The 25,112-nt window shown below is 67.4% G+C and carries 20 protein-coding genes and 1 riboswitch; of the genes, 2 read left to right on the forward strand and 18 right to left on the reverse strand.

Annotation, left to right across the window (positions count from 1 at the left end; translation table 11 throughout):
* Nucleotides 1-31: 31 nt before the first annotated feature.
* Nucleotides 32-1,096, reverse strand: coding sequence for an alanine/ornithine racemase family PLP-dependent enzyme (locus MSB02_RS04815; RefSeq protein ID WP_267194067.1), 1,065 nt, complete (start codon nt 1,094-1,096; stop codon nt 32-34).
* Between the two features lie 258 nt (nt 1,097-1,354).
* Nucleotides 1,355-1,477, reverse strand: a riboswitch (molybdenum cofactor riboswitch).
* Between the two features lie 195 nt (nt 1,478-1,672).
* Between MSB02_RS04815 and MSB02_RS04820 the strand changes: the two genes are divergently transcribed.
* Complete coding sequence (locus MSB02_RS04820; RefSeq protein ID WP_267194068.1) at nt 1,673-3,529, forward strand: aldehyde ferredoxin oxidoreductase family protein; 1,857 nt, start codon at nt 1,673-1,675, stop codon at nt 3,527-3,529.
* Nucleotides 3,530-3,607: 78 nt separating this feature from the next.
* On the opposite strand, the gene MSB02_RS04825 is transcribed toward MSB02_RS04820, so the two are convergent.
* From MSB02_RS04825 to MSB02_RS04845, 5 genes are all read right to left on the reverse strand, one after another.
* Complete coding sequence (locus tag MSB02_RS04825) at nt 3,608-4,759, reverse strand: hypothetical protein (protein WP_267194069.1); 1,152 nt, start codon at nt 4,757-4,759, stop codon at nt 3,608-3,610.
* Nucleotides 4,756-5,553, reverse strand: coding sequence for a hypothetical protein (locus tag MSB02_RS04830; protein ID WP_267194070.1), 798 nt, complete (start codon nt 5,551-5,553; stop codon nt 4,756-4,758). Before MSB02_RS04830 ends, MSB02_RS04825 begins: the two co-directional genes overlap by 4 nt.
* 75 nt (nt 5,554-5,628) lie before the next feature.
* Entirely contained in the window at nt 5,629-6,441 is an 813-nt protein-coding gene (locus MSB02_RS04835) for a hypothetical protein (RefSeq protein ID WP_267194071.1), read from the reverse strand.
* Nucleotides 6,442-6,452: 11 nt separating this feature from the next.
* Entirely contained in the window at nt 6,453-7,088 is a 636-nt protein-coding gene (locus MSB02_RS04840; protein ID WP_267194072.1) for a zinc ribbon domain-containing protein, read from the reverse strand.
* A gap of 80 nt (nt 7,089-7,168) precedes the next feature.
* Complete coding sequence (locus MSB02_RS04845; protein ID WP_267194073.1) at nt 7,169-8,512, reverse strand: glutamate mutase L; 1,344 nt, start codon at nt 8,510-8,512, stop codon at nt 7,169-7,171.
* A gap of 145 nt (nt 8,513-8,657) precedes the next feature.
* On the opposite strand from MSB02_RS04845, the gene MSB02_RS04850 reads away from it, so the two are divergent.
* On the forward strand, nt 8,658-9,281 hold the full coding sequence (locus tag MSB02_RS04850) for a hypothetical protein (protein ID WP_267194074.1): 624 nt from the start codon (nt 8,658-8,660) through the stop codon (nt 9,279-9,281).
* 49 nt (nt 9,282-9,330) lie between these two features.
* On the opposite strand, the gene MSB02_RS04855 is transcribed toward MSB02_RS04850, so the two are convergent.
* The 12 genes from MSB02_RS04855 to MSB02_RS04910 all read right to left on the reverse strand — a co-directional run.
* Nucleotides 9,331-10,083 carry an ABC transporter ATP-binding protein gene (locus tag MSB02_RS04855; RefSeq protein WP_267194075.1) on the reverse strand — a complete coding sequence of 251 codons (753 nt, stop codon included), beginning with the start codon at nt 10,081-10,083 and terminating at the stop codon, nt 9,331-9,333.
* Nucleotides 10,080-11,153 carry a FecCD family ABC transporter permease gene (locus MSB02_RS04860; RefSeq protein WP_407653141.1) on the reverse strand — a complete coding sequence of 358 codons (1,074 nt, stop codon included), beginning with the start codon at nt 11,151-11,153 and terminating at the stop codon, nt 10,080-10,082. Before MSB02_RS04860 ends, MSB02_RS04855 begins: the two co-directional genes overlap by 4 nt.
* A complete protein-coding gene (locus MSB02_RS04865) occupies nt 11,150-12,298 on the reverse strand; it encodes an iron ABC transporter substrate-binding protein (protein ID WP_267194077.1) in 1,149 nt (382 codons plus the stop codon). The genes MSB02_RS04860 and MSB02_RS04865 overlap by 4 nt, the downstream gene beginning before the upstream one ends.
* A gap of 35 nt (nt 12,299-12,333) precedes the next feature.
* Nucleotides 12,334-12,999: an FmdE family protein gene (locus tag MSB02_RS04870; protein ID WP_267194078.1), complete on the reverse strand. Its 666-nt coding sequence runs from the start codon at nt 12,997-12,999 to the stop codon at nt 12,334-12,336.
* Between the two features lie 146 nt (nt 13,000-13,145).
* Nucleotides 13,146-14,612 carry a tetratricopeptide repeat protein gene (locus tag MSB02_RS04875; RefSeq protein WP_267194079.1) on the reverse strand — a complete coding sequence of 489 codons (1,467 nt, stop codon included), beginning with the start codon at nt 14,610-14,612 and terminating at the stop codon, nt 13,146-13,148.
* A gap of 108 nt (nt 14,613-14,720) precedes the next feature.
* Entirely contained in the window at nt 14,721-15,470 is a 750-nt protein-coding gene (locus MSB02_RS04880) for an MBL fold metallo-hydrolase (protein ID WP_267194080.1), read from the reverse strand.
* Nucleotides 15,471-15,584: 114 nt separating this feature from the next.
* Nucleotides 15,585-19,598 carry a choice-of-anchor O protein gene (locus MSB02_RS04885; protein ID WP_267194081.1) on the reverse strand — a complete coding sequence of 1,338 codons (4,014 nt, stop codon included), beginning with the start codon at nt 19,596-19,598 and terminating at the stop codon, nt 15,585-15,587.
* Nucleotides 19,599-20,357: 759 nt separating this feature from the next.
* A complete protein-coding gene (locus MSB02_RS04890; protein ID WP_267194082.1) occupies nt 20,358-21,173 on the reverse strand; it encodes an SDR family oxidoreductase in 816 nt (271 codons plus the stop codon).
* Nucleotides 21,174-21,278: 105 nt separating this feature from the next.
* On the reverse strand, nt 21,279-21,824 hold the full coding sequence (locus MSB02_RS04895) for a hypothetical protein (RefSeq protein ID WP_267194083.1): 546 nt from the start codon (nt 21,822-21,824) through the stop codon (nt 21,279-21,281).
* A 5-nt stretch (nt 21,825-21,829) separates the two neighbouring features.
* Nucleotides 21,830-22,306 carry a hypothetical protein gene (locus MSB02_RS04900; RefSeq protein WP_267194084.1) on the reverse strand — a complete coding sequence of 159 codons (477 nt, stop codon included), beginning with the start codon at nt 22,304-22,306 and terminating at the stop codon, nt 21,830-21,832.
* Between the two features lie 2 nt (nt 22,307-22,308).
* On the reverse strand, nt 22,309-24,390 hold the full coding sequence (locus MSB02_RS04905) for an aldehyde ferredoxin oxidoreductase N-terminal domain-containing protein (protein ID WP_267194085.1): 2,082 nt from the start codon (nt 24,388-24,390) through the stop codon (nt 22,309-22,311).
* 67 nt (nt 24,391-24,457) lie between these two features.
* Nucleotides 24,458-25,112 (reverse strand): 4Fe-4S dicluster domain-containing protein (locus tag MSB02_RS04910; RefSeq protein WP_267194086.1); only part of this gene is annotated, 655 nt, incomplete at its 5' end.

Consider the following 25,112-nt stretch of genomic DNA (forward strand, 5'->3'; position numbering starts at 1 on the left):
GAGGCCGCTCCCGGCGTCCCGCACGCGCACGCTAGCCGACGAAGCGCTTCTCCACGTACGGAGACGTGAAAGCGGCCAGCGTCGCCGCATAGTTGGGCACGAACTCGATCGCTTCACCCAGGCCGGGAGGCTCGGGAAGATCGTGCACGTCCACCACGAGATGGTCGCTCGACGCGCCGAGGACGACCACGCGCGGATCGACCGGCGTGAGCCCCTCGGGCACAGTGTCCTGGCGGCCCATCGCGAGGATCGCCCGGCGGCGGTCGCCACGGTCGAGGAAGACCGGACGCCCTCCGAACGCGTCCTGCGCGGTCGTTCCGCGCGGCATGCTCGGCTTCACGAGGCATTCGATCACCGGCGCGCTCACGGTGACAGCGTCGGTGTGGAGGTCGAGGATGGGCTCGCGGGTGACCGTTGAGACGCCGAGCAGGATGGACTCGCCGATACGCAGACTGTCGATCCGATCGGGCAGGATGCCTCCCACCAGCGCATCGAGCGAGCTCGACATGCCGCCGCTCACATGAAGGCGCCTACCGAGGCTCGCTTCTGCGGACTGCGTAAGCGCTACCAGCTCGCCGAGGTTCCCGGCGTCCGGCACGATCGCCCCGTAACAGGTGAGGCTGGTGCCGACGCCCAGGACCTCGATGTTCGCGAGCTCCCCGGCCGCCTCCAGGAACGCCGGCAGGTCGGCCGGCATCATCCCCTCCCGCAGATCGCCGAGGTCGACCATCGCGATGATCCGGTGCGTGGCGCCGAGAACGCGGGCCGCCACGTCGAGCGCCCGAACGGTCTCGATCTCGCTCTCGAGCGACACGTCGGCAAGGCGTACCACCTCTTCGACTCCCACAGGCGTGGGAGCGCGCAAGCTCCAGAACTCGGCATCGATGCCCGCCTCACGCATCCGGGCGATGTTCTCCAACCGGGAATCGGCGATACCGGCCGCGCCACCGGCGAGCATGGCCCTCGCCACCTCGGGAGCGCCACACGTCACCTTGGTGACGCCGTACACGTCACGCCCCCCGAGCGCATCCACCACCCGGCGCGTGTTGGCGATCACTTTGACGAGGTCCACGGTCACGGAAGCTCTGGCGCTCACGGCTGCTCCTCGGCGCATAGGACTCACCGGGGCGTGCGCCGCCGGCATCACCATGGTACGACAAAGCAAAGGAGGCCCCGCGGCATCGGGGCCTCCTTGGCGTGACGGTGAGGACCCGGCCGTCCTCCCGCCACAGGGGAGAGGGGTAGCGTGGGTCGCATGTGCGACCTTTGCCGCCTCGTCTCCCGGGCGATGCCGACGATCCCGGTCGGGGAAGAAAGAAGCCTTCCCCGCTACGGGAAAGGCAGTCCGGAGCGCCAGGCGCCCCTTGGATCTCCTTTCCAAGCGGGAGGCCAGCCGGTTTCCCTGCTGACCCTATCGGCCTTGCGACCATGGGGATTCGCTTCCTGTAGGTCGCAACGCTCGGAGACATCTTTACTCTAATGCTCTCCTTAGCGTCCGTCAACATGGGTATCTATGGTGATGGCGGCGTCTGACCCCGGCCGGTCGGCGCACTCCTTCAGGCAGGCTGTCGCGCACCGGCGCGGGCCACCGCCGCACAGCACTCGCACCGCGCCTCACCGCGCGGATGCGGGCGTCTGCACCGTACCGGCTGTGCGGCATGGAGGAGGAGCTATGGATGGCAACTGGGGTGTAGCGTTGATGGTGGACCTCGGCACGGGCGAGGTGTCGCGCCGTGAGCTGCCGGAACAGTGGTTCGACGAGTACATCGGCGGTGAAGGTGTGGCGATGCGCCTGTTCGCCGAGCTGGTCGACTTCGATGACCTGCCTCTCGAACCCTCGCAGCCGCTGATAGCGGCGGCAGGACCCCTCAGCGGGACCGCCGCTCCTTCCTCGGGACGCACCTGCTTCGTCTTCCGCTCCCCCGCCTCCGGCGCGATCGGCGCGTCCAATGTGGGTGGCCATCTGTCGCCGGCGATCAAGAAGGCGGGGTACGACCTCATCGTGTTCACCGGGGCCGCCGACAACCCCGTCTACGTGGTGATCGATGACGACACCGTGGAGGTGCGGAACGCGATCGGCCTCTGGGGCAAGGGGGTGCAGGACACCGAGGCCGCGATACGCGAGGACCTCCACGGAAAGGGTTGGCAGCTCGCGGTGATCGGCCCCGCCGGCGAGAACGGTGTGATGTTCGCGTCGATCATGACGGACACCGAGCGGGCCGCCGGCAGGGGCGGAAGCGGAGCAGCCATGGGCGCCAAGGGGCTCAAGGCGTTCGCGGTACGTGGCACCAAACCGCTCCCGATAGCGGATCCGGATGCGCTGAAGGAGGCGTCGAAGAAGGCCCGCGAGGAGTTCCTCACCGAGGAGTTCGTGGCGGACGAGCTCAAACCGTACGGCACGCCGAGCTTCTACGACTCGATCAGCGCGCTCGGCATCCTGCCCACGCAGAACTGGAGGCGGACGACCTTCCCGGAGTCGATCGAGACACTCGGCCATGAGGCGTACCACGCGAACCTCGACGTGAAGCCGTACGCCTGCTACGCGTGCCCTGTGGCCTGCGGACGCGTGACCACGATCAAGACCGGGCCGTATGCCGGTGAGACCGGCGGCGGACCCGAGTACGAGACGCTCGGAGCGTTCGGCGCCAAGTGCTTCTGCACCGACCTCAACGCGGTGGTGAAGGCGGGGCACCTCTGCAACGACCTGGGACTCGACACGATCGCGGCCGGACAGGTGATCGCGATCGCCATGGAGTGGTACGAGAAAGGCATCCTCGACACTGAGACCGCCGACGGGTTCGACCTTACCTGGGGCAACGGCGAGGTGTTCCCCGCGCTGCTCGAGAAGATCGCGCGCCGAGAAGGGCTGGGCAACCTGCTGGCCGACGGCTCGAGGCGCGCGGCCGCTGCCCTCGGCGGCGATGCGGGCGACTACACCTTCGAAGTGAAGGGCGTGGAGCTGGCGAGCTGCGGGGTGCGAGCGAGCAAGGGCGAGGGCGTCAGCCACGCGGTATCGCCACGCGGCGCCGACCACCTGCGGCCGTACGCGTCGGTGGTGGATGCCTTCGGGTATCGCAACGAGGAGCTCGGCCTCACCTACGACGTCGACTTCCTGGATGACGGCAACCAGCAGTGGGTGAAGCCCTTCATGGAGTTCTCGATGGCCACCAACCTGCTCGGGGTGTGCCTCTTCTCGGTGATCACGCTCGCCGTGCAACCGTCCACGTGGGCGGCCACGCTCTCGGCGGCCACCGGTCGCGAATGGAGCGTGGAGAGCATGCTCAAGGCGGCCGAGCGGGTCATCAACCTCGAGCGGCTCGTGAACGCCCGCTTCGGGTTCACGCGCGCCGACGACACGCTGCCCAGGCGGATCACGAGCGAACCTGCTCCTGACGGACGTGGAGAGGGCCAGGTGGCCGATCTCCGCGTCTCGCTTGACAGCTTCTACGCGGCGATGGGCTGGGACCTCGAGAGTGGCGTCCCCACTCAGGAGACCATCGACCGGCTCGGGCTCGCCGGCGTGGTGTAAGGCATGCGGCACAGCTTCGGGGCGTCTCGCGTTATGCGGGGCGCCCCGTACGCGCGTGCGATGGGCCAAGGCGCCCGGTCAGCGCGAGAGCGCCGAGGTGGCCCCGCCGATCGGATCGGGCATGAAGATGGGCGAAGCCATATACCCGTCATCGGACGCGTAGACCAGCGTGAGGAACACCATGCCGTTGCCGTCGGTGTCGGGTCCGATCACGCGGAATCGCACCGGCCATGCACCGCTCTGGCCGTCGGTGGGACCCACCGCGAGCACCTGGACCGTCGTGCCGGGCTGCATGCCGAGAAACGCCTCGGCGGTCTCACGGATCGCGATCTCCGCCGAGTACGGGTCCGGTGATCCGGGCCAGTAGGTGCCCGGGCCCGAGAACAGGAACTTGATCCAGTCGCCCGCACCGCCCGCATCGGGGGCGCCTCCGTCTACGTCGGGGCCGCCATCGGGCACTACCCCGCCGTCCGCCGGAGTCTCACCCGGCGTGCCGTCACCCGACACGGCGGCGTCGTCGGGAGGCGTCCAGCCGAGATGCTGTGCGATCGCGTCGTCGACCCAGTGGTTCCGGTAGGGGTCGGAGCCGGCTGCGGGCGTGTCTCCCGATGTCACGACATCCATAACGAGCTGCGTCGCGGCAGCGTCCACCTCGCCCGGATCGAGACCCGGATCGGCTCCGGACACGGCAGCCCGTGCACCCTTGAGCTTCGCCTCCACGATCGCCTGTTCCACCGGGGTCGACAGGTCGCGAGGGACCTCCAGGCCGCGGAGCTGCGCCAGGAGCGGATCGGCGCCGGGATCCGTGATCCCCCACGAGCTCATAGCCGTGTCGCCGAGCTCCCAGCCGGTCTTCACGTCCCAGGCGAACTTGGCGGCCGTGACCACCGCGCCACCCTGGATCGGTGTCAGGACCGCATCTCCCACGTTGTTGGTGACCGCCACGAGCAGATCCTTGTCGGCGGCGCCTGAGAGAGACCCGGCAACGGCATCCATCTTGTCGGCATGCGCACGCATAGCCTGGGCCTGCGCCGAGTCGTCCCCTGCCGTGCGCTGGCGGATGTCGGCGGCCACGCCCTGCATGTGCCCGGTGGCTTCCTGGATGTCGCTGCGGTTCATCACCGCAGCCGTGGTGCTCGAACCGCCGACGATAACGGCCGTGGCAACGCTGGTGATGAGCAGGATGGTCGTGATGGCGAACCCGTCGTCACGTGAGAGCGTGGTCCTCACTCGGCCACCTCCGTCACCTGGATGGGCGCGGTTTCCGCGGCTACCAGCCCGCCGTCGGCGAACGTGCACGAGACGACCCCGCTCCACACCATCGTGCGCACGTCCTCATCAAGACCTGCATCGAGCGTGGCCTCGCCGCCCGGCGGATGTCCGAGCATCGCGGTCACGTCGCTGGCGCTCATCCCCTCGGCGAACGATACGGGCGACACTGCCGGATACGCGAAGGCGGCCCGGTCGAGCACGGCGATGTCACGTGTGCCCACCACCGCGCCGTCGCGGAACAGGACCCGGACGCCCATGGTGTGGTAGTCCCACGCCTCCACCCGATGCGTCGAGGGGGCCTCACCGGTCCCGGCGCTCTCCACGTCCTCCCCGTGCACCACCGAGAACGTCTCGGGCAGCCCGAACTCCTCGGCCACACGCCGTTGATCGGAAGAGAGCGAGGCCGTCTGCACACCGTCACCGCCAAGCAGCGAGAGCAGGCCGCAGGCGGCGGCGCATGCGAAGAGCACGCCCAGGCAGCCGAGAGCCCATGCCCGTCCGCGCCGGCGCGGGCGCTGCGGCGGGACCTGCTGGTGCTGCGCGGGCGCGGGAGAAGGGTACGCCCCCGGAGGCTGGGCGGAGGGTGCGCCAGGGGATTGTGCAGCGGGCGCTCCCGTGGGCTGGGCGGGAGGCGTGCCGGCGGCTGGCGCTGGCGGCTGCTCAGCCGCCTCGAACCGCTGACCGCACTGCGTGCAGAAGCTCTCCGTGCCAGCCCTCGGCGCGCCGCACGAGGTGCAGAACTGCTCGCCCATAGGAGACTCCTCGATCGTGGGTCTGCTCAGAGCATAGCAAAGGGGACCGTTCCGAACGCGCCACCGGCACGAAGACTACTGCCACCACTCCAGCCCGCCGCAGAACTCCAGGCTGTGGGTCTGGTCGCCGATGTCGGCGAAGGGCACCCCCGCGTAGATGCCACCGCCGGGGCGGGGGTTGCTCATCATGCCGTAGACCGCTTTGCGTGCCTCTTCCTCCGAGGAGAACGCGCCGGTGAGCGGCACCTTCACGAGCGGCACATCCGGGTCGATACCGCCGCCGGGGTATGTGTACGCCATCTCGTCGGCCTTGAACCGCTCCACGGTGGTGATGTAAATGGGCTCCCAGCCGAAGTCCTTGCAGTACCACGCGATGTAGTACGTCTCGCGCGCCTGCTCCACCGGGACGCTGCCGTCGGGCGAGACCGCGGCACCCACTCCCTGGTTGTTCAGCGTATCCGCCGCTTCGCCTGCGACCTCTCCGGCCGACTGCCCGCCCGCTCCCGCCGCCGCGTTCGCATCCGCTCCCACGTTGGCCTCCGCCCCCGCACCGGCGCCCTCATACTGCTCGATCGCCACCTGCGCGGCCGACATCGCATCGGTGAAACCGATCCCCACGGGGTTCACGGGTAGATCGGGAGACGCGATCGTCTGCGCGGCCATCGCAACCTTGGCGGTGCCCACCACCGCGTCGGTCATGCCCTCGGTCCGGGCCTTCTGTATCTCGTCCATGTCGGTGGACTCGTCGTGGAACCGATCCTCCACCGTCCGGGCGGCGCTCGCGTAGCGGCTCATGCCGCCGCCGGCCTGTATTGCGCCGAGCGCGAGCGCGGTAGCGGTGAGCGCAACCAGCATCACCTTGCCCGCTAGCACCACCAACGCAACCATGCCGCACCCTCTCAGTAGGTCTGGACGGTGTACACCCTGCCGTCGAGGTAGCCGATCAGCAGACGGCTCCCCTCGTATGCATACGCCTCGTAGCCGTCGAACACGGTGTCGACCTCGGCAAGCCCGATGCCCGACTCGCCGAGCAGGTCTTCCACATCGGATGCGCGCATCGCTCTCCCAAAACGCCAGGGAGCGCTCGATGTGCCGGCGATCGGCTCGGTGAAGGTCATCTCCTCCTCGGCCACCTGACGCCCGTCGATGAAGTACACGATCGCGCCGGTCTCCGGGTAGAGCCATTCCTCCATGCGTACGTCGTCCTCGCCCGGGCCACTGGGACCGTCGGCCACCACGAACGCCGCCGGTGCGCCGTACGAATCGATCACGACCTGCTGCTCAGCAGTGGGCACCGCGATCTCACCCCAGTTGGTGATGAAGCCATACGCGAACCCGCCGACCGTTGCGATCACGAGGGCAGCGGCCCAGATGCCGAGCCAGAGGCAACCGCGCTTCTTGCGGGGCCCGGGGACGGGCGCCTGCTCGGGACGCACGAGCGTGGCGCCACAGTGGTCGCAGTAGACCGGTCCGGGCGTGGGATGCCCGCACGTGGGACACCGCCACGTCTGTTGTGCTGCCGCAGGAGTCGGCACCTCTGGCGACACCTCGTCACCCCCCCCTCATCCTGGTATACCCTTTGCGGCGCGTCGGCGCCAGGCGTTATCTCCGGCCGTTAACCGAGGCTCTCCCGCATCAGCGCCACCACGCGCTCGGCCGGGAAGGCCGAGGCCAGCGCACCGCACGCGGCGAACACGTAGTGGTGATCGATCGCCACCCGCGCGTCGGCGGGAGGGAGGAGACGCTCGCCCTCCGGGCCGCTCGCACGCACCGACGCCAGCATCGCCTCTCCGCCCGGAAGGCGCGTGAGCGCGCCTCCCGTGCCGATCACCAGGCGGCAGGCCGTGAGGTCGCGCCCGCGCGCCACCGTCTGACGGCCCCGCGGCGTATACAGGTGCGCCAGCCGTCCCGCATGCCGCTCCACGCCCGCGCGTGCGGCGGTCCGGGCCAGCAGCACGGCCGCTGCGGTCTCCTCGGGCGTGGTCGGGATCGCGGGAGGCAGCAGCGGCGGCCGGTCCTGCTCGGGGAGGAGCGCCGCCACATGTGCGGCGCTCACGTACGTGCCGAGGTCGCCCTCCACCGTGCGCTTGGCGTGCGGCTGCGGGTCCGTGGCGATCGCCGCGATCTCGGCAGTGCCGTCGGTCACCGAGTGGACATCGGTGGTGGCGCCGCCCACGTCTACCACCACGAGGTCGCCCATCTCCTCGGCAAGAAGTTCCGCGGCTATCAGGACCGCGCCGGGCGTGGGCAGGATCCGCCCGCTCACGTACCCGGCGATGCGCTCCATCCCGGGCGCATGGGTGATGTGCTCCTCGAACGCATCGTGGATCGCATGCCGGGCCGGCACGATGTCGAGCTCGTCCACGCCGGGATACACGTTGCTGGTGACCCGCACCGGGAACCCCGCATCCTCGAGCACAGCTCTCGCCTCGCCGGCCACCGCCGAGTTGCCCCCGTACACCACGATCGGGCGCACCGACAGGCGCGAGAGCCGCGCCGCATTGTAGAGGACCACCTCCGAGTCGCCGCCCTCCACCCCGCCCGCGAGCAGGATGAGCCCGGGGCGCGCCGCCTCGATCAGCGTGAGGTCGTGGTCGCGGAGACGCCCCGCGGTGACCACCTCCACCACGCCGCCCGCACCGAGCGCCGCCTCACGCGCGGCCATCGCGGTCATCTGCTGCGTGAGCCCGTGCACGGTCATCCGCAGACCGCCCGCCGCCGACGAGGTCGCCAGCGTCACGCGCGGATCGAGCGGGCCGACGGCCTCCTCGAGCGCGACGCGCGCCTCGTCCACACCGAGCGTGACGTCCCCGGTGGCCACGCTCGTGGGGGCCGAACCCTGTCCCACGAGCCGCGGTGGGCGGGTCGCATCCGCGTGGAGTCCGTCGAACGCCGAGAGAACGGTCGTGGTCGATCCGATCTCGGCCACGATCGCATCGACCGGCATGGCCTCGGCCATCGAGCACCCCTTCCATTGAGCGGACCGCGTGCGCACCTCACCCCAAGCATACGACTCCGCTGCACGAGTGTGTCCATCAGAACGCACACGCTCCACGACGCGCCAATCGGCTAGACTTGCTGTACCGGCCGAACAGGGAGGACCGATGCGTACACGTACGATCGTCGCCGTCGTACTCGCACTGCTGCTTATGCTGGCGCTTCCGGGATGCGCATGCAGTCCCGATGAGCCCGGTACACCCACCGACACCGGCGCCGAGGCCCCCGCTCCTGAGCCGGACACCGAGCCCGATAACGAGCCCGAACTTCCGCCGCTCGAGAACGAAGAGCAGTACCTCGCCCTGCTCGGGATCGGCCTCGAACTCTACGGCCTCACGCCCGCCGACGGTGAGGTCGTCGTGCTGGAGAGCATGGAGGGATACGGTGCGCTCCAGTGGTCCTCCGGCGACCACGTCATCACGATCACCCTCCGCGACGTTGAGAACGACTGGCGGTGGGACTACGTGGACGACACCGTGAGCGTGGAGGGCGCCACGCCCGACCCGATGACGGATGCCGAGCGCGCGAGCTTCCTCGAGCTCGCCGCGCGTATGGTGGAGGCCGTGGGAGGCGATGGCGCCACCGTGGTAGAGCAGTACACGTGGAAGGCCACCGACGGCATCAAGCAGGGCAACTACCTCTTCGGCTCCCTGGACGACGAGCGCGTGCTGCACATCGCCACCGACGGCGAAGGCCACCTCGGCTACTCGTACATGACGCACGAACTGTAGGAAGCGGTGCCGCGCGCCACGCGAAGCCCGGGCGGCCCGACCGGGTGCGCTAGAGCGGCACCACGAGGGGCACGTCGTCGACCGTGGTCACGCTCACGGGCACGCCGTACACGTGTGAGACGTTCTCCGACGTGATGACCTCGCGCCCGCCGCACGCATGCACCCGACCATCGGCCAGCAGGCAGAAGGCGTCGGCGAAACGGAGCGCGAGGTTGAGGTCGTGCATCACCGCGATCACCGCCACGCCCTGCGCCGAGGTCACGCGCTTCACGGTTGCGAGCACGTCGAGCTGGTTGCGAAGATCCAGGCTCGAGGTGGGCTCGTCGAGCAGCAGGACGCGCGGCTCTTGCGCCAGCGCGCGCGCGATGACCGTCTTCTGCAGCTCCCCGCCGGAGAGCTCGTCGATCGGACGCATGGCGAGCTCTTCAAGCCCCAACTCGGCCAACACATGCTCCACCACGTGGTGGTCCTCGTGCGAGGCGCTCCACGTGATGTGCGGTGTCCGGCCCACGAGCACGGCGTCGTACACGGTCATGTGACTCGTCTCGGCCCGCTGGGGGACATGGCCGATGCAGCGCGCACGCTCGCTGCCACGAAGCGCGTGTACGTCGCGTCCGTCTAGATAGACCGCGCCCGCATGCGGGCGCACGATCCGCATGATGCATTTGAGCAGCGTGGACTTGCCGGCGCCGTTGTTGCCGAGCACCGCCAGGAACTCACCGGGATCCACCGACAGGTCGACGCCGTCGAGCACGGGAACGCTGCGGTAGGCGAACGTGACGCCATCGACACGAAGCATCATGCCGATCGCCTCCTCGCCACCAGGAGGTAGAGGAAGAGCGGCGCGCCGAGGAACGAAGTGATGGCGCCGACCGGCAGGACCACCGGCGAGATGAGCGTGCGGCCCACGGTGTCGGCCACCAGCAGGAGCAGTGCGCCTGCAGCCGCCGACGCGGGAAGCAGGAAGCGGTGGTCGCTCCCCATCACGCGGCGCACGAGGTGCGGCCCCACCAGCCCGATGAACCCGATGATGCCGAGGAACGCGACGATCGCCGCCGTGGCGAAGGACGCGGCGAGCATGCCGAGCAGTCGTACGCGCTCCACGTGCACGCCGAGCCCGTGCGCCGACTCGGCGCCGGTCTCGAGCGCGTTGTAGTCCCAGCGGTGCCAGAAGAAGTACGTGACGCACACGCCCACGACGACCGCCATCAGGCCGATGTCGCGCCAGGCGGCTCGGCCAAGGTCGCCGAACGTCCAGAAGACGACAGCCGCCACCTGCGTGTCCTCGGCAAAGTACTGCATGAGCGCCGTGGCCGCTGAGAACAGCGAGCCGAGGGCGACACCGGCGAGCACGATGGTCTCCGGAGTGGCCCCGCGCGTGCGGGAGATGGCGAGAACGGCGAGCGTGGCCACCATCGCACCGGCGAAGGCGAACCCCGCCACCGACCACACGTTGGAGATCCGCACCGCATCGGCTGCCGCCGTGCCGGTGGCGCCGGCGCCGAACCCGATGATCGCGAGCGCGGCGCCGAAGGCCGCCCCCTGGGAGACGCCGAGCGTGAACGGCGAGGCGAGCGGGTTGCGGAGCACGCCTTGCATCACCGCTCCGGACACGGCAAGCCCGGTGCCGGCCACGATAGCAGCCATCACCCTCGGCAGCCTGATGTTCCACACGATCAGCGAGGCGGTCTCGTCACCGGTTCGCGCCAGTGCTCGCAGCACCTCGGACAACGAGAGCCCGGACGAGCCCGCGTACACGGCGTAGACAGCCGCCAGCACGACCGCCAGCGCGAGGCCCGCGGTCACCGCGACCTTGCGCCTGGTGTAGGCGGCATACCGGGCCTTGTAGTCGTGCTCGTGCGACACCCTCACTCACCGCCGAGAAGGTCGATGGGGCCGAAGCCCTGCCCGTAGATCGCGGCCAGGCGTTCGTATACCGGCTCGCCGACGAGCGCGGTGGCGATCTCGTCGGCCTTAGCGGCGGGATCGATGTCAGCGAAGCGCTCCGGGAAGAGCACGGTCCCGGCGTAGTACGCGTCAGCGAGCGCCACCTCCACGTTGGTGGAGTAGTTGTTGAACGGCAGCTGCGCATGCACGCGACCCTCGCGGACGGCGGTGAGGCCTTCGTAGAAGCCGCGATCGGCCCGCACATCCTCGCGCACGAGCGCGAGCCCGCCGAGGTCGAGGAAGATGTGGTCCGGGTCCCAGGCGACGAGCTGCTCGCGGTCGATCATGACCGAGGCGGTCTGCTCTACCGAGCCGGCCACGTTCGACGCCCCGATCGCGGCCAGCGGCAGATACCTGGGCTGCGTGCTCTCCATGCCACGCGCACCCTTGAAGCCGAGAGCGCCCACGTAGGCGGTGGCCTTGTCGCCATCCGGCACGTCGGCGGTACGAGCAGCGAGGTCGCCCAGCGCATCGCGAACGAAGGTCACCACCTCGGCTGCGCGTGCGCTCGTCCCCATCACCTCGCCCACGAGGTCCATCGACGTGAAGAACGGCTCGTCGAGCGTGCCGAGACTCCCGTAGCTCACCACGACCACCGGGATGCCCGTCGCCTCCTGGAGCCTGTCCGCGCTCTCGGCATCGGCGATCTGGTTCACGAAGATCACGTCGGGTGCGGCAGCGAGCAGCCGCTCGGCATCGGGCGTGGAATCGGGACCGCCCGCGCCTATCACCGGCAGCTCGAGGAGACCGGGGTTCGCGAGCGTGTAGGGACGCGCCACGGGCGGACGCGTCTCGAACTCCTCGATGCCGACGACGCGATCGACGCCGCCTGCGTACACCACCAGGCGCAGTGCGCCCGAGCCGATCGCCGCCACGCGCTCCACTTCAGCGGGAACGCCCACCTCACGCCCGGCGAGGTCGATGATCGTACGCTCTGTGGTGTCTCCGGCGGACGACGCAGTCTCCGACGATCCGGCGGCGCCGTCTCCGCATCCGGCCGATACCGACAGACCGAGCGCCAGCGTCAGCGCCAGAACACCGGCGACCGCTACCCTGATCGACTCCTTCACGTGCGTCTCCCCTCGGACGTCGCGCGTCTGGCGCGCTAGACGTTGATCTCCCAGCCACGGCCGTACCGCGTGGAGCACGGTATGCAGCACGGCTCGCCATCGCGGACCCGGGCCCGCGGCTCCATCACTGCCTCTCCGCACACCGCGCAGGTGACCGAGGGGAACGAACCTGCCTTGGACGGCAGGTCCACGCTCACCTCGCTGACGGCACCGAACCGCTCGGCAGGGAGCTCCAGCAGTTCGAACACGCGGTCCGTGCTGCTCCGCTGGTACTCGGCCCGCTCGTCGTCGGTGGCCTCTCCCGACAGCACCCGGCCCTTGAGGCGCGTACGCTCCGGATCGGCGCCGAGCGCGTCACCGCCAAGCGCGACACGCACGCCCCGCCCGTCGGCACGGCGCACGAGCGTGAACACCTGCTTGCCGTGATCGCGGAAGATGAGGTTGCCCTTGCCGAGCGTGCAGCCGGTAAGGTACTGAAACGCATCGATGCCGCAGGCGTCGGTCTCCACGATACCCACGAGCTCCTCATCGGAGCCGCGTGTCGCACCAAGACGCTCCATCGCGATCACCGCCGCACGATAGCCGATGGTCAAGCCGGGACACAGGTGGCCATGGAAGTCGACCGCCCCCAGGAACTCGGCGGGCAGGCGGTCCCGCACCGCGGTATCAAGTCGCCCCGACGCCCTCGCCGATTCTGTCATGCCGCCCCCTTGTCGCCCTGCATACAGAAAGGCCACGGCGACGTCATGTCGCGCGCGGCCTCTCGTGGCCATCGTGTGTGACGATCAGTGCAACGGAACGTGGATCTGCTCCACCTGTGTGCGCCTTCGTGACGCACACACACATCCTATCCGAGATCGACCTCCTCGGGCAACGGACCACCCAGGAGGCCCGCGTACTCCTCGCCGCACCGCTCTTCGATCTCAAGCGCGACCGCCTCCACGGCGAACGCCCCCTTGTGCCCGTGACCCTCGGCATCCGCGTGGGCCTCGGCAGCCTTCAACTGCGCCTTCACATCCTCGGCCGGCTCGCCTGCACGCGCCATCACGTACGCCCGCCTGGCACGCGCCCCCGTGACAGCCTCCACGTCACCGGCACCGCCGGCCACGGCCTCGGCCCGGTCGATGGCCCCGAACGCGGCCTCATGATCACCGGCATCGGCCAGCATTAGCGCGTGCAGCGCGTGAGCACGCGACTCCACGGCCGCGTTGGGCGACTCGGCGAGGGCTTCGAACACTTCGCGCATACGCTTCATCGCGTTGGTGTCCATGAAGTGCTCACGCAGCCACAGCGCATGAGCCTGGATGAGCTCTGGGAGCCGCTCGATGGCGCCCGCGCGGCGGAACGCCACGGCCGCCTCGGTGAACTTCACGTCGGAGCTGAAGTCGGACATACGCTCCCGGGTCGCCAGGGCCTGCTGGAGCAGGCACTCCCCGAGCGCCAGGTGATCGCCCATCTCACGCAGGATCGGCTCTTCCTCTCGCCACGCTTCCAGCGCCTGGTCCACGAGCCCCACGTGGAGCAGCGCCGCCGCGTGCTCGTGAAGCGCCTGCGCCAGGCGGTCCCGCTCCTCCGTGTAGCGGAAGGCGCGCTCCGCCTCGCCGTAGCAGTCGCTCGCGTGCGCATCCTCGCCCGACCGGATGTACGCGCGAGCGAGCGTGAGCATCACGGTCCCGAAGAGGCCCGGGTCCCGCTCTTCATCAACGGTGTCGAACGCCTTCCAGTACAGCCCGAACGCCTCGTCATTGTCACCAATCCGCTCACGGATCGCGCCGCGGCTCAGGTACACGCTGACGATCGCGGCGCTCTTGTTGTCTTGCGCGATCCGCTCGGCTTCATCGAGATGCCCGTTGGCCTCTTCATACCTGCCGAGGTTCACGAGCGCGATGGCGCAATTGAGGTGGGCGTCGATCTCCTCGTCGGGGTCGTCGACCACAAGCGGCAGGTACTCTTCGTAGACGGCGAGCGCCTCCTCATGACGTCCGGCCGCCGTATGGGCGATGCCGAGGTTGCCGAGCGCGAGCATGAGTCGCGTGCTATCGCCCGCTTCCCGCGCCAGTTGCGCGCCCGCCTCGTACGCCTCGATCGAATCGTCCTTCTCTCCCGCGAGCCAGAGCGCCCATCCGCGGTTCACTGCCGCGCCCGCGGCGAGGTCGAGCAAGCCGTTCTCCCGCGCGATCGTCTCGGCCTCCTTGAACGAGCCGACCGCAGCCGCATGGTCGCCGCTGCGGGCCTCGTCTATGCCGCGTGCCGTGAGTTCGCGCGCACGCGCGCCGTCGTTGGTGGTGTCATGCGTGTCGTTCGCGTTAGCCATGCTCGCCTCCGGATCGTAGGGATCGGACACACATCGTTGCTGGCGCATGCGGTCCGTCGGCAGCTGAACGTCTCAGAGGTATGGTACGCCAAGCAGCAAGGGGAGGCATCAGCCGCCCGCTTCGATCACAGTGCCCACTCCCACAGGTATGTAATCGTCACCGAACTCAAGAGCGAAGCGCGCGCGTGCCGCGTCGCCGGTGCAGTGCGTGGGCGCCATCCGCATCACGCCGAGCCCACGAAGATCCTCGACCGTCTCCGTGATCTCACGCTCATCGGCGTCCTTGAGGTGGAATCCCCCCACGGCCAGGGCGACCCGGTCGCCTGCTGCGGCCGACCGCACGATATGGGCGATGCCGGGATGCGCACAGCCGGTGATCACCACGAGGCCCTCGGCCGATGGTGCCACCAGCGCCTGCTCCACGATCGAGGTGCCGAGTTCGCCCGTCGTGCGCGCATGTTCACCAACCGACACCTGCCCGGTGACTTCGACGACCGTGATCCGCGCCGCCAACCTTTCGCGGAACTCATCGCTGAAAGAGCGGGGCACATATGCAACAGGCCGAGCACCCGCGTCGAGGAGCGCGTCGATCCCACCCACGTGGTCCCAATGCTCGTGGGAGATCACGAGGGTGTCGATAGCTGTCGGGTCGATGCCGAGGGCATCCATGTTGGCGATCAGCATCGCCCCATCGCTGCCGGTGTCGAACAGTATGAGGTCGTCGCCCGTCTCCACCACACACGCAAAACCCCACGCGGTGCCGAGCCGGAGGATGGGATGTACGCCATCCGGGACCGGGCCGTTATTGTCCGCCACGACCGTGACCCGGACCCGTCTCCCGGCCTCTGCGTGTGCCATGGACTCCCCCTCCGCCATAGCTCGAACGCACCGACGTCCGAGCGGGTGTCTGCCGTGCATAGTGTACGCCCCGGCCGGAGATGGCGGCCGGGGCGTACTGTGTTGCGCTTCAGCCTACTGGATGACCGTTGGCGACGCGGTGAACACCGGATCGGCCAACGCCTGGTTGTGCTCGACCTCGTACGGCATGATACGCCGGAAGAACGTGTCCATCTCCACCTTCGAGGGGTCTGTCAGCAACTCAGGCGGGATGCCTTCGTCGTTCCATACCACGAACGCCTTGGACGCATCCGCGCTCAGCTTGACCTGCGCCTCACCCTGCATGGAGTCGCCCTTCGCGAGGTAGAAGGGCCGGAACGTGGTCTCGCCGGCGTAGTTGCCGTCGCTGTCCGGATTCACGGTCTTCTCCTCGAGCACCCACGTATCACCCCAGTCGAGGCTGTAGGTGTACTGCAGGTCCAACGGCATCTTGCCGATATCCTCTTCCTCCTCCTCGCTGTCCCCGTGGATCACCGCATGGGTCGCGCCGGTGCCCCACGTGAGCCAGATCGTCGAGAGGCTCGACACGTCTTCGGGATACGATGAACCGGCAACGGCCGGACCCGGCGGGACGATCCGCGGCTCGATACAGTTGATCTTGTTGTTCTTGTACTGCGTGATGTTGCGCGCCGGTTCGAACTCGCCCGCGGGGATGGACAACTCGTAGAGCTCGGTCGTCCCCTCCTGCGGGTTGCGGAACAACTCGGACCAGACGGCGCCCTGGCCGTTGTACTCATACACGCCGTACGGATCGCTCGCGGGTGTGGTGGTGAAGGTGCGGCCACCGTCGAACGAGCGGCGTACGTACAGGTTGTAGATGTCGTTCGCATTCCGCGCCGACCGCCAGTTCGGCGTCCAGGTGTACCCGAGCACGAGCAGGTCACCTCGGAGATAGCCCCGTTGAGCCTGCGCGTTGTCGCCGGGATACTCCCATGAGTAGTCGTCCAGGTTGTCTGCCGTCTGATCCCAGCGGATCAGCTTGATGCCCTTGTCGGGATCGTCCTGGTCAGGGTTCTCCCAGAAGCCATCGACCCGCGGCGTCACAGCGCTCACGTTGGTGTCACCTGAAACGAGATACTTCACGTCATAGGGATTGCCCTTGTCGGCAGCCGCCACTTCCCATCTCCGGATGAAGATGTCAGATGGACCGCCGCGTCCGTCCTCGCCCTGCTTGTAGACGAGCACCATCACAGTCGCCTTGGCCGTTGATGGCTTGCCCGCTATGGCGAGCGACTTGCCCTGGACCAGGAACCGCGGCCTGCGTGCGTTCTCGTAGGCCGGGATCGGTTGTTCAAGGTAGTCGAGGATCGGCTGGCCCTCCTCGTCAACGAGGAAGAGATCCTCGCCGCTCAGGGGATCGACCGCCTGCTGGTTCAGGATGGTGCCGCCGCTCACCAGGTTGGGCGTCTGCCAGTCGAAGCTGTGATAGATGATGTTCTTGCCGATGTCAGGCTTGTAGCGCCTGCCGATGCCGTCGCCCGACTCATCGTCGCCTTCCTCGGGCTCCTCGCCTTCGGTGGTCACGTAGGCGTGCGCATCCGAGTGGCACGAGTAGCACTCGGTCTGGTCGCTTCCGGCCGCGTGGGCATCGTAGTGGCACTCCCAACAGCCCACCGTCGCGTCATCACAGTCCGCAGCCGCAGGGACCTCAGGGTCCTCGTCGGGATCGTCGACGTCCTCGTGGGGTTCGCCGAGCGGCCCGCCACCACCGGTACCCTTGCTTTCCTCGTAGCCCACGATCGCCCACGCGCTCTTGGTGCCATCGGGCTTCGTGTAGCCCTGCAGGAAGAGCGCCGGCCGGGTAGCTGCTGTGTCTCCGTCGAGCAAACGCCCGTCAGCGGTGATGGCGATCTGCTTCTCAACACCCTGCCAGTTGGTCGTGGCATACCAGTCGGCAATCACGCCCGGGGTCTCGTACGCGTAACTGTGTGTCCCGACCTCCTTGCCGGTCTCCTCGTCGATGATGGGGATGTAATCGCCATTCCCGTCGGTCATAGGAAGTCCGTCGCCGTCGAGCTCGACCTTGATGTTGTTCGAGTTGATCGTCTCGTTGTCACTGATACGGACAGGCAGCGAGAACGGCACGAGCGCCTTCGGTCTGCCGACGATGTCCTCGTCCCAATCGTGCTCAGGATCGCCACCCGACACCCAGTTCTCGTCGATCGTGGCGAAGTCCTCGGCTGCGATGTAGCTGTACCAGATGTCGGTACCGTGACTTGCGATCGCGCCGCTCCAACCCACACCCGATCCTTTGCCCTGACCGGGACGGATGCCTTCAGGATCTTCCTGCCAGGCGACAGCGAAGCCCGCGCCGTTACCTGCGGAGGCCTCCACAAGCTGCATGGCGTTGCGGCGTCCGGAGGTGAGGCGCTCCGGTTTGTACCAGGTGATGGCGCCGGTCGTCTTGTCGATGATCCCTCGCTGCGTCCAGACCACGTTGTACGGGATCTCGCCGACCTCGGGGAATCCCAACTCGGTGTAGTCGGTCGAACGCTGCGGTCCGCCGACACCCCATATGTCGTCAGCGTAGTAGGCGTCATCGTGCGGGTAAGCGTCTTCGGGGTCGGTCGCGCTGGTCTCGATGGAGTAGCGCGGCTTCCCGCCCCTTGCATACTTGCCCGTCCAGACGATCAGGACCATGTTGTTCTTCACGTGCAGCGACGGCTTCTCGCAGGCGCCGTAGTACTCCTCGCCGTTCGCGAGCGTGAATGACGAGCGGTCCGCGCTGCGTGACAGGTTGCGGCGCTTCCAGGTGTTGCCGTCATCGAGCGAGACGGCAGACCATACGTCGAGTGCGCCCGTCTCCGGATGTGCGTCGAGGTACGCCATGATGATCGGGCGCGCCTCGGTGCGGGTGCCGATCAGCTCGCCGTACTCATCGTGGTACTCGATCTCCGTCGCGTCGCCATCGGAACTGGTAGCCGGCACGTAGAAGGGCGCCAACTCGATACGCGACTTGGTGGTGTACTGATCCTGAGTCTTGGAGACGTTCTTGATGAACTTCGCATTCGTCTCCTCGAGCGTCTTGGCCAGATTCGCGATCGCCTCGGCCTTCGTCCCCTTGACCAGCGTCACGCCCTCCATGCCCGCGGTCTTGGCGATGGCCCCGTCGATGATGAACCCGATCATCTCGGTATCGGTGAAATCGAACCCCTCGAACTGCGCGTCTTCAGCGTCCTCCCACTCGGCGATCGTCATGCGAACCGCCTCATGTACCGCCTCGGGTATGAAGATGCGGTCCTTGGGATTGCCGTCCGCGTCCAGCGACTGGAGCAGCCACGCCATGTTGCCCACTTCGGGATGGCCGATGTCCGCCGTGTTGAAGATATCGAGCGGCGAGACCCGGTGCCTGCACACGGCACTGCCGATCGGATATCCGGCGAGGAAGAACGTCACCGTCTCACCGGGGAAGTACAGGAACGAGCCGGACACATCGGTGGCGCTGTCGAAGGTCTCGGTGGTGTACCCGAGCCCGCCCACGGGCGCATCGATGAAGTGCCCTCTCCGTGGGCGCTCGAGCAGGTAGCTGAACCAGGCGCCCACCGCGGGTGACTTCTCAACGAAGAAGCGGGCTCCTTCGGCCCATGCGCCTGTGGATTCACCTGTGGCGGGATCCACGAGCGATACGTGCACCGCGATGTTCTGCACGCGCTTGGATACGAAGGGAACGCCCCATGCCACGCCGAGATCACCGCGCAGATCGAGTACTTTGCGGTACTCGGCCACGGGCTCCTCATACTCCACCTTGTACGGGAACTGACCCGGGGCAGGCTGCCCCTTGAGATTCACCGGGATGGGCTCGTGACCGGCGTATATCTGCACCTCGGCGATCTGCCAGCCGTCCGGCAGCACGCTGACATACAGCTTCTGCTGGTCGTTGAAGACCTCAACACTCCCGACATCGGTGAGCTTGTTGCCCGCGAGCAGGTCCGCCGTGTGTTTCCCGGGACCGTAGTCGTGAACGGGCGCCGGATCGACCGCGAATACCGGTGGTGCGATCGATGCGACCAGTGCGAGCGCCAGAAGTAGCGAGACTACCTGTTGCGGGCGGGCGCTTCGTGAGATGGCGAACAGACCAGGCTCTCTCATTATCCCCTCCCTAGTGACGCGCCGTCATATGACGGTCCGGCTCCGAACGTGCCGACAGCTCAACGCGTCCCCCCTTCCGGATGGCGATCCTCGCTGCGGCTGACAAGACAAAGACCGACCCACTCAGGGTCGGTCTCACCATTCGCTCCCTGCCGGATCACGCGGTGACCGTGCTTCCCCCCACAGCAGCTCATAGCCCCCCGGACCTACACCAGGCCCGATAGGACGCTATGCCCCTAATTCGCATACGCTAACAACTCGGACACAGGACTTCTCGACGAACGGCCCAGCGCGCGCACACACGATAGGGTTATGCGCCGTTCGTCCTCGTCTATTCACCATTCGTCCGCCTGCGAACGAATGACGTCTCTACGGAAGCCGCGCGGGGCGTATCGCGGATGCGGCATCAGGCGTGGAGTGGCATCGAAACAGGGCCGGGTCCGTGAAGGACCCGGCCCGATCTCCTGTCGCAGCACCGCCGAGCGGTAAGGGGGCGCTCTTGGTGCGGTCCCTTGAGGATCTGCGACGAACCCCCGGCATGGGCTTCGGCGCCAGGACGGACACACCGAAAGCGGGCGCGGACAGGACTCAGGGAGCCAACGAACGAGGCGGCATCCGTGCGGCTCCCGGGGCAGTGGGCGCATCTGTGTCCCGCAGCCCCGGGAACCGGCGAGTGACCGCCGTCTTCCTGTGCCACCCCCCTTCATCCCGACGACGCATCGCGTGTGGCCCGGGTGACGCTCACCCCCGACCTTCTTGCTAGCGGAACGTGACGCCTGCCACCGTCCCGCCATCCACCAATATGTCCGTACCCGTGATGAACGATGCTCCCTGGCTCAGCAGGAACTCCGTTACCGCCGCGATATCTTCGGGAGTGCCGATCCGCTTCACACCGGACGCGCCGATCATCGCGCGCATCTGCTCACCCGAGGGGCCGGAGAGCTCTGCCTGCCCCATCGGCGTTGAGATGACACCGGGACTGACAGACACGGTCCTGCCGCCCTTCTCGCCCCAGGTGACCGACATGGCGCGTACTCGCGCCTGGTTCGCACGCTTGGCGATCGAGTACGCGGCTCCCCGGTCGAGATTCGCCGGATCGAGCGCCGGCAGCGCCGCAAGATCGGCGGTAGGAGTCATCGCAAGCGCCATCTCGAGTTCCGCGGGGATCTGCGCCATCGTGCCGGCCATGCTCGCGATGCAGATCGCCACTGAACCCGGTGTAGCCACCTCGGCGAACTCGTCGAGCACGTGCGCGGTGCCCATGACATCCACCGCCACGATCGCTTCAGGGCTCGCCTGAACGGGCGAAAGTCCTGCAGTGTGCACGACCGCCTTGAAGTAGCCGAGAGATGCGGCCTTCTGCGCCAACTCACGAACCGACTCGGCCTTGGAGACGTCGGTCTTCACCGCGTGCACGTCGTGGCCCTCGCCGCGGAGGATCTCAGCGACGCCCTCGAGGAGCTGCTCCGCGTAGTCGGCAAGCACCAGGATCCGGCCGGCGCCCAGACGGCGGGCGATCGCCACGCCCATGCCCCCCACTCCCGTCACGACCACCACTTCACGACCTGATGCCATGCGGCCCACCCCTTTCTGCGGGCAACGGCTCAGCCGCGCCCGGGATACACGCCAGGTGGTGGCCCGGAGGGAAGTGGGCCACCACCCGACGACACCTGATACGACTTACTGCCCCTGCAGGAAGTTGAGCGCGTCTTGCTGCTCCTGCTCGGTGAGGGCCGCACCGTGCTCTTCGACCATGCGGTCGATGATCTCCACCCAGTCGGCACCCTGTGCCTGGCGGGTGATGTTGTCGAGTTCGTGACACGTGACGCACTTGTCGCGAACGACCTCTTCACCTACGGACTGTGTCCGCGATTTCATGAACTCGATGATCGCCTGTTCCTGCTCCACCGACAGCAGCGGGGCGTCTCCGGGATGCGTCTTGGAGTGCTCCTCGTTCATCCGCTCGATGGTGGCAGACCAGTCCGTCGCATCGGAAGCGAGGTAGATCCTGGCCGCGTCATGGCACAGCGTGCACTGCTCCTCAAGCACCGTCTCCGCATCGGCGGATGGCGTTGCCGGCTCCTCGGCCTCGCCTGCCGGCTCCTCGACCGGCTCCTCGCTTCCGGTGGGCTCGTCCGCGGGCTCGTCGCTCGTGCAACCCACCACTGCGAACGCTGCGGACACCATGGCCAGGACGGTGAGAATGATGATCAGTCTTGACCTCACGACAGTCACTGCTCCTTCCCTGAGACCGCTGCGGCGTCCTCGCCGGTAGCGGGGTCGATGCCCAGAACCTCGTAGCACTGGAGAACGCGCGCGGCGAGGAGATGCCGCATGATGCGCATGCGCGGAGGATAGATGTTGGGGTCCTCGATCTTCGCCGCCTCCGCGTCGATCCCGTCGGCCAGCTCGGCGTCACCCACCACTTCCCTGACCCACCGCGAGAGTCGTTCGGGCGATATGTAGGAGACGCCCAGCTTGCGATCCTGGAACACCGCTGCTTCGTCCCCGACAGCATCGCTGTTGTCGTACGAGAAGAAGCTGAGCACCTGCTCCAGCGAGTAGAGATCCATCGGCAGGGTGCCGCTGGCCTTCATGAGGACGCCCACAAGCCGGTCCTCGAACGAGCACTCCTCAAGACACGCTCGAGCCAGCTGCTCCGTGGGTCTTGCGAGGGTCGTCTCGATAGTCACGAATTCCATCGCCATCACTAGATCTTCCCTGTGCTCTTGAGCTCGGCAGCAGCTGCGTCCAGGCCGTGCTTCTTGAGTGTCTCCTCTGTGGGACATCCATTCGCGTCCCAGCCCTCGAAAGCGTAGTACCGGTCGATGAAGTCCCAGTACTTGTCGTGATCGAGCGTGCGGCCCCAGAGGTTCTTGTACGACCATTCACCGTTCTCGTAGACCGGCATGATGTACGGGACCTCATAGGTGGAGTGAGCAGCTGGTGTCTGACGCTGGAACTGCCATTCGTCCAGCCTGTCATGTGCCCGCTCCCTGCCCTGCAGGTACCAGATGGCCCGGTCGAGGTTCCAGATCTTCGTGCCCATCTCAACGCCATCCTCGAAGCTCGTGTCGCTACCCGTGACAGCGTTGTAGAACCGCGGCTCGATCTCCGGTGTGAGGCCCTTGTAGCCCTCGGTCCAGGGGTTGAGCCAGTCGGTGATACCCCAGTCGCAGTACATGGCCGACTGCTTCCAGAACCGCGTGTAGGCGCGGTGCCAGCTCACGAACTTCACGAAGTTGTCCGAGTAGATGCCCTCGTCGGAGAAGTCGAGCATCATCGGGTCGGCGTACGGCAGGAGGGTGGCGCCGATCATCTCCACCATCTCCTTGGCGGGGAGCGCCTGCGGCACGCCGTACAGCGGCGCCATCGACGTGTGCCAGTAGAGCACCCACGTGATGTCGTGCTCGTTGATGTCGCGGTCTCCGAGCGCCGAGCCCGCGCCCCACTCGAACTCGGTCCGCGAGTCGTAGTGGTGCGCATAGCCGTGCATCGCTACCGCGAGGTCACCGGTGGTAGTGTCCTGCTCGTACCGGCCCCACTTGGTCGCCGCCCGTGCGGCGCCTTCCTTGAGGTCCGCGCCGATATCGGTGCCATTCACTATGGAGTCCAGGTATGCCTGGTTGAACGCGTCCGAACCCACCTGGTCGAACGGAAGATTCGAGTCGATCTCCATCCCGGGACCGAGGATTCCCTGCCTGTAAAGACCCACGAGCCACGGAAGCTGCATGCTCGGCTCCCACGCGTTGATACCGTACTGCTGCAGAATGTCGGTGTTATTCGGGCTGGCTGCGGGGTTGCCCCACATCACGCCTGACTGAGCCTGATACCAGCTGTCGAAGCAGCTGCTTCCTGGTGCCTGGGCACTTGATCCCCGGCCGCCATGGCACAGCTTCGAGCAGCCCATGCAACCCTGCGGGCGGTGTCCGCCGGTCGCAAGCGGACCGCCGACCATGTTGCCGGCACCGCCACCCTCGCCATACGAGTGCAGACCGGGCAGGCTCGGCTTGTAGTCGTCGAAATCGAAGTAGTTCTCGTGCCACCAGGCGCGTGCCTCCATGAGCGCCTGCGGATCGGCTACCTCCACCTCACCGGTGCCGATGACACTGATCGCCTTCAGGTTCTTGGAGCCGAACACGGCCCCGAAGCCGCCCTGGCCGGCGCCGCCGCCGCCCTCGTGTATGAGAGAGGCGTAGCGCACCAGGTTCTCGCCCGCCTGCCCGCAGGAGACCACGGCGGGGTTCAACGCCGAGCGGCCCGCATCGCGGGCGCCACCGTACAGAGTCCAGTCCACATCGCCTTCACGCACGAGCTTATAGATCTTCGACTCGGCATCGTAGGTGCCGAGCCCCCACAGACCGTCACCGGACTCGCTCGCGTCCCTGATGACGACGTCCTCGTTGCGGATGTCGATCCACACGGGCGCTTCGGCCTTGCCGGTCACCGCGATCCCGTCCCATCCGGCGAACTTCATCATGCCTGCGAAGCGTCCGCCGAAGTTGGAGCGTGTGAACCACTCGATCGGCCAGGGCTGCGGGCCGATGCCCTGCACTTCGCAACGCCCCGCGCCGAACGGCGCCAGCGTGCCCTGGATCGGGCCGGTCATGAACGTGACTACGTTGGCGGGATCGTACGCGGATATGGTCTTGTCCTGGCACAGGTCGAAGAACACCGCCGAGCCCATGCCGTGACCGCCACCATACTCGGCGTAGTCCGCCGTGTTCAGGCTGGAGATCTCGCCGCTCGAGAGATCGACGACGAGGATCTTCCCAGCGTATCCGTTAGCCATCTACTGAACCTCCTCGTTCACAAGCCGTCTCGGCATACCGGACGGCATCGGTCTGGTCGTTGCGCGGCTAGTGCCCACCCGCAGCTGCAGCGGCGCGCGCCGCGGCGGCCGCCTGTGCGGCAGCGATCTGTGCGGGCGTGTACTCCCCGTCGTCGCCGAGCGGCCACTTGCCCACCTGGGCGGTAGCATCGTGAAGCCGGAGGTTCACGTTGTAGCCCTTGTCTGTCTGCACCGGGATGTTCTTGGTGAAGGAGATCGCATGCATCGGGCAGACCTCCTCGCACGCCCGCTTACCGTCGGGGCCGCCCTCTTCGTCCCAGTACGGCGTGTCCAGGCACAGGTCGCACTTCTGGGCGTGCTTCTCTATCGAGTTCCACAGCACCCGCGACGGCGTGAAGGGGCATGCCTGGATGCAGCGTTCGCACCCGATGCACTTGGCGACATCCACGGTCCGGATGTTGCCGTTCTCCGCATCCACGTGGTTCGCGCCCGTCGGGCATGCGTCGACGCACGGCGGGTATGGGCACTGGCGGCACTGTGCCATCTGGATGTCGCCCGGATACGGCTTGAACGGATCCTGGATGATCTGGATGCGTGCGTTCGACAGGCTCGTTGTGCCATGGTGCGTCACCGAGCACGCAAGCATGCATGAGTTGCAGCCCGCGCACTTGGCGGTATCCACCAGCAGGTAGCCCTCGGAAGCCGGGATCGCCACGACCTCG

The organism is Anaerosoma tenue (genome assembly GCF_023161965.1).
In the GTDB taxonomy this organism is placed as follows: Bacteria; Actinomycetota; Coriobacteriia; order Anaerosomatales; family Anaerosomataceae; genus Anaerosoma; species Anaerosoma tenue.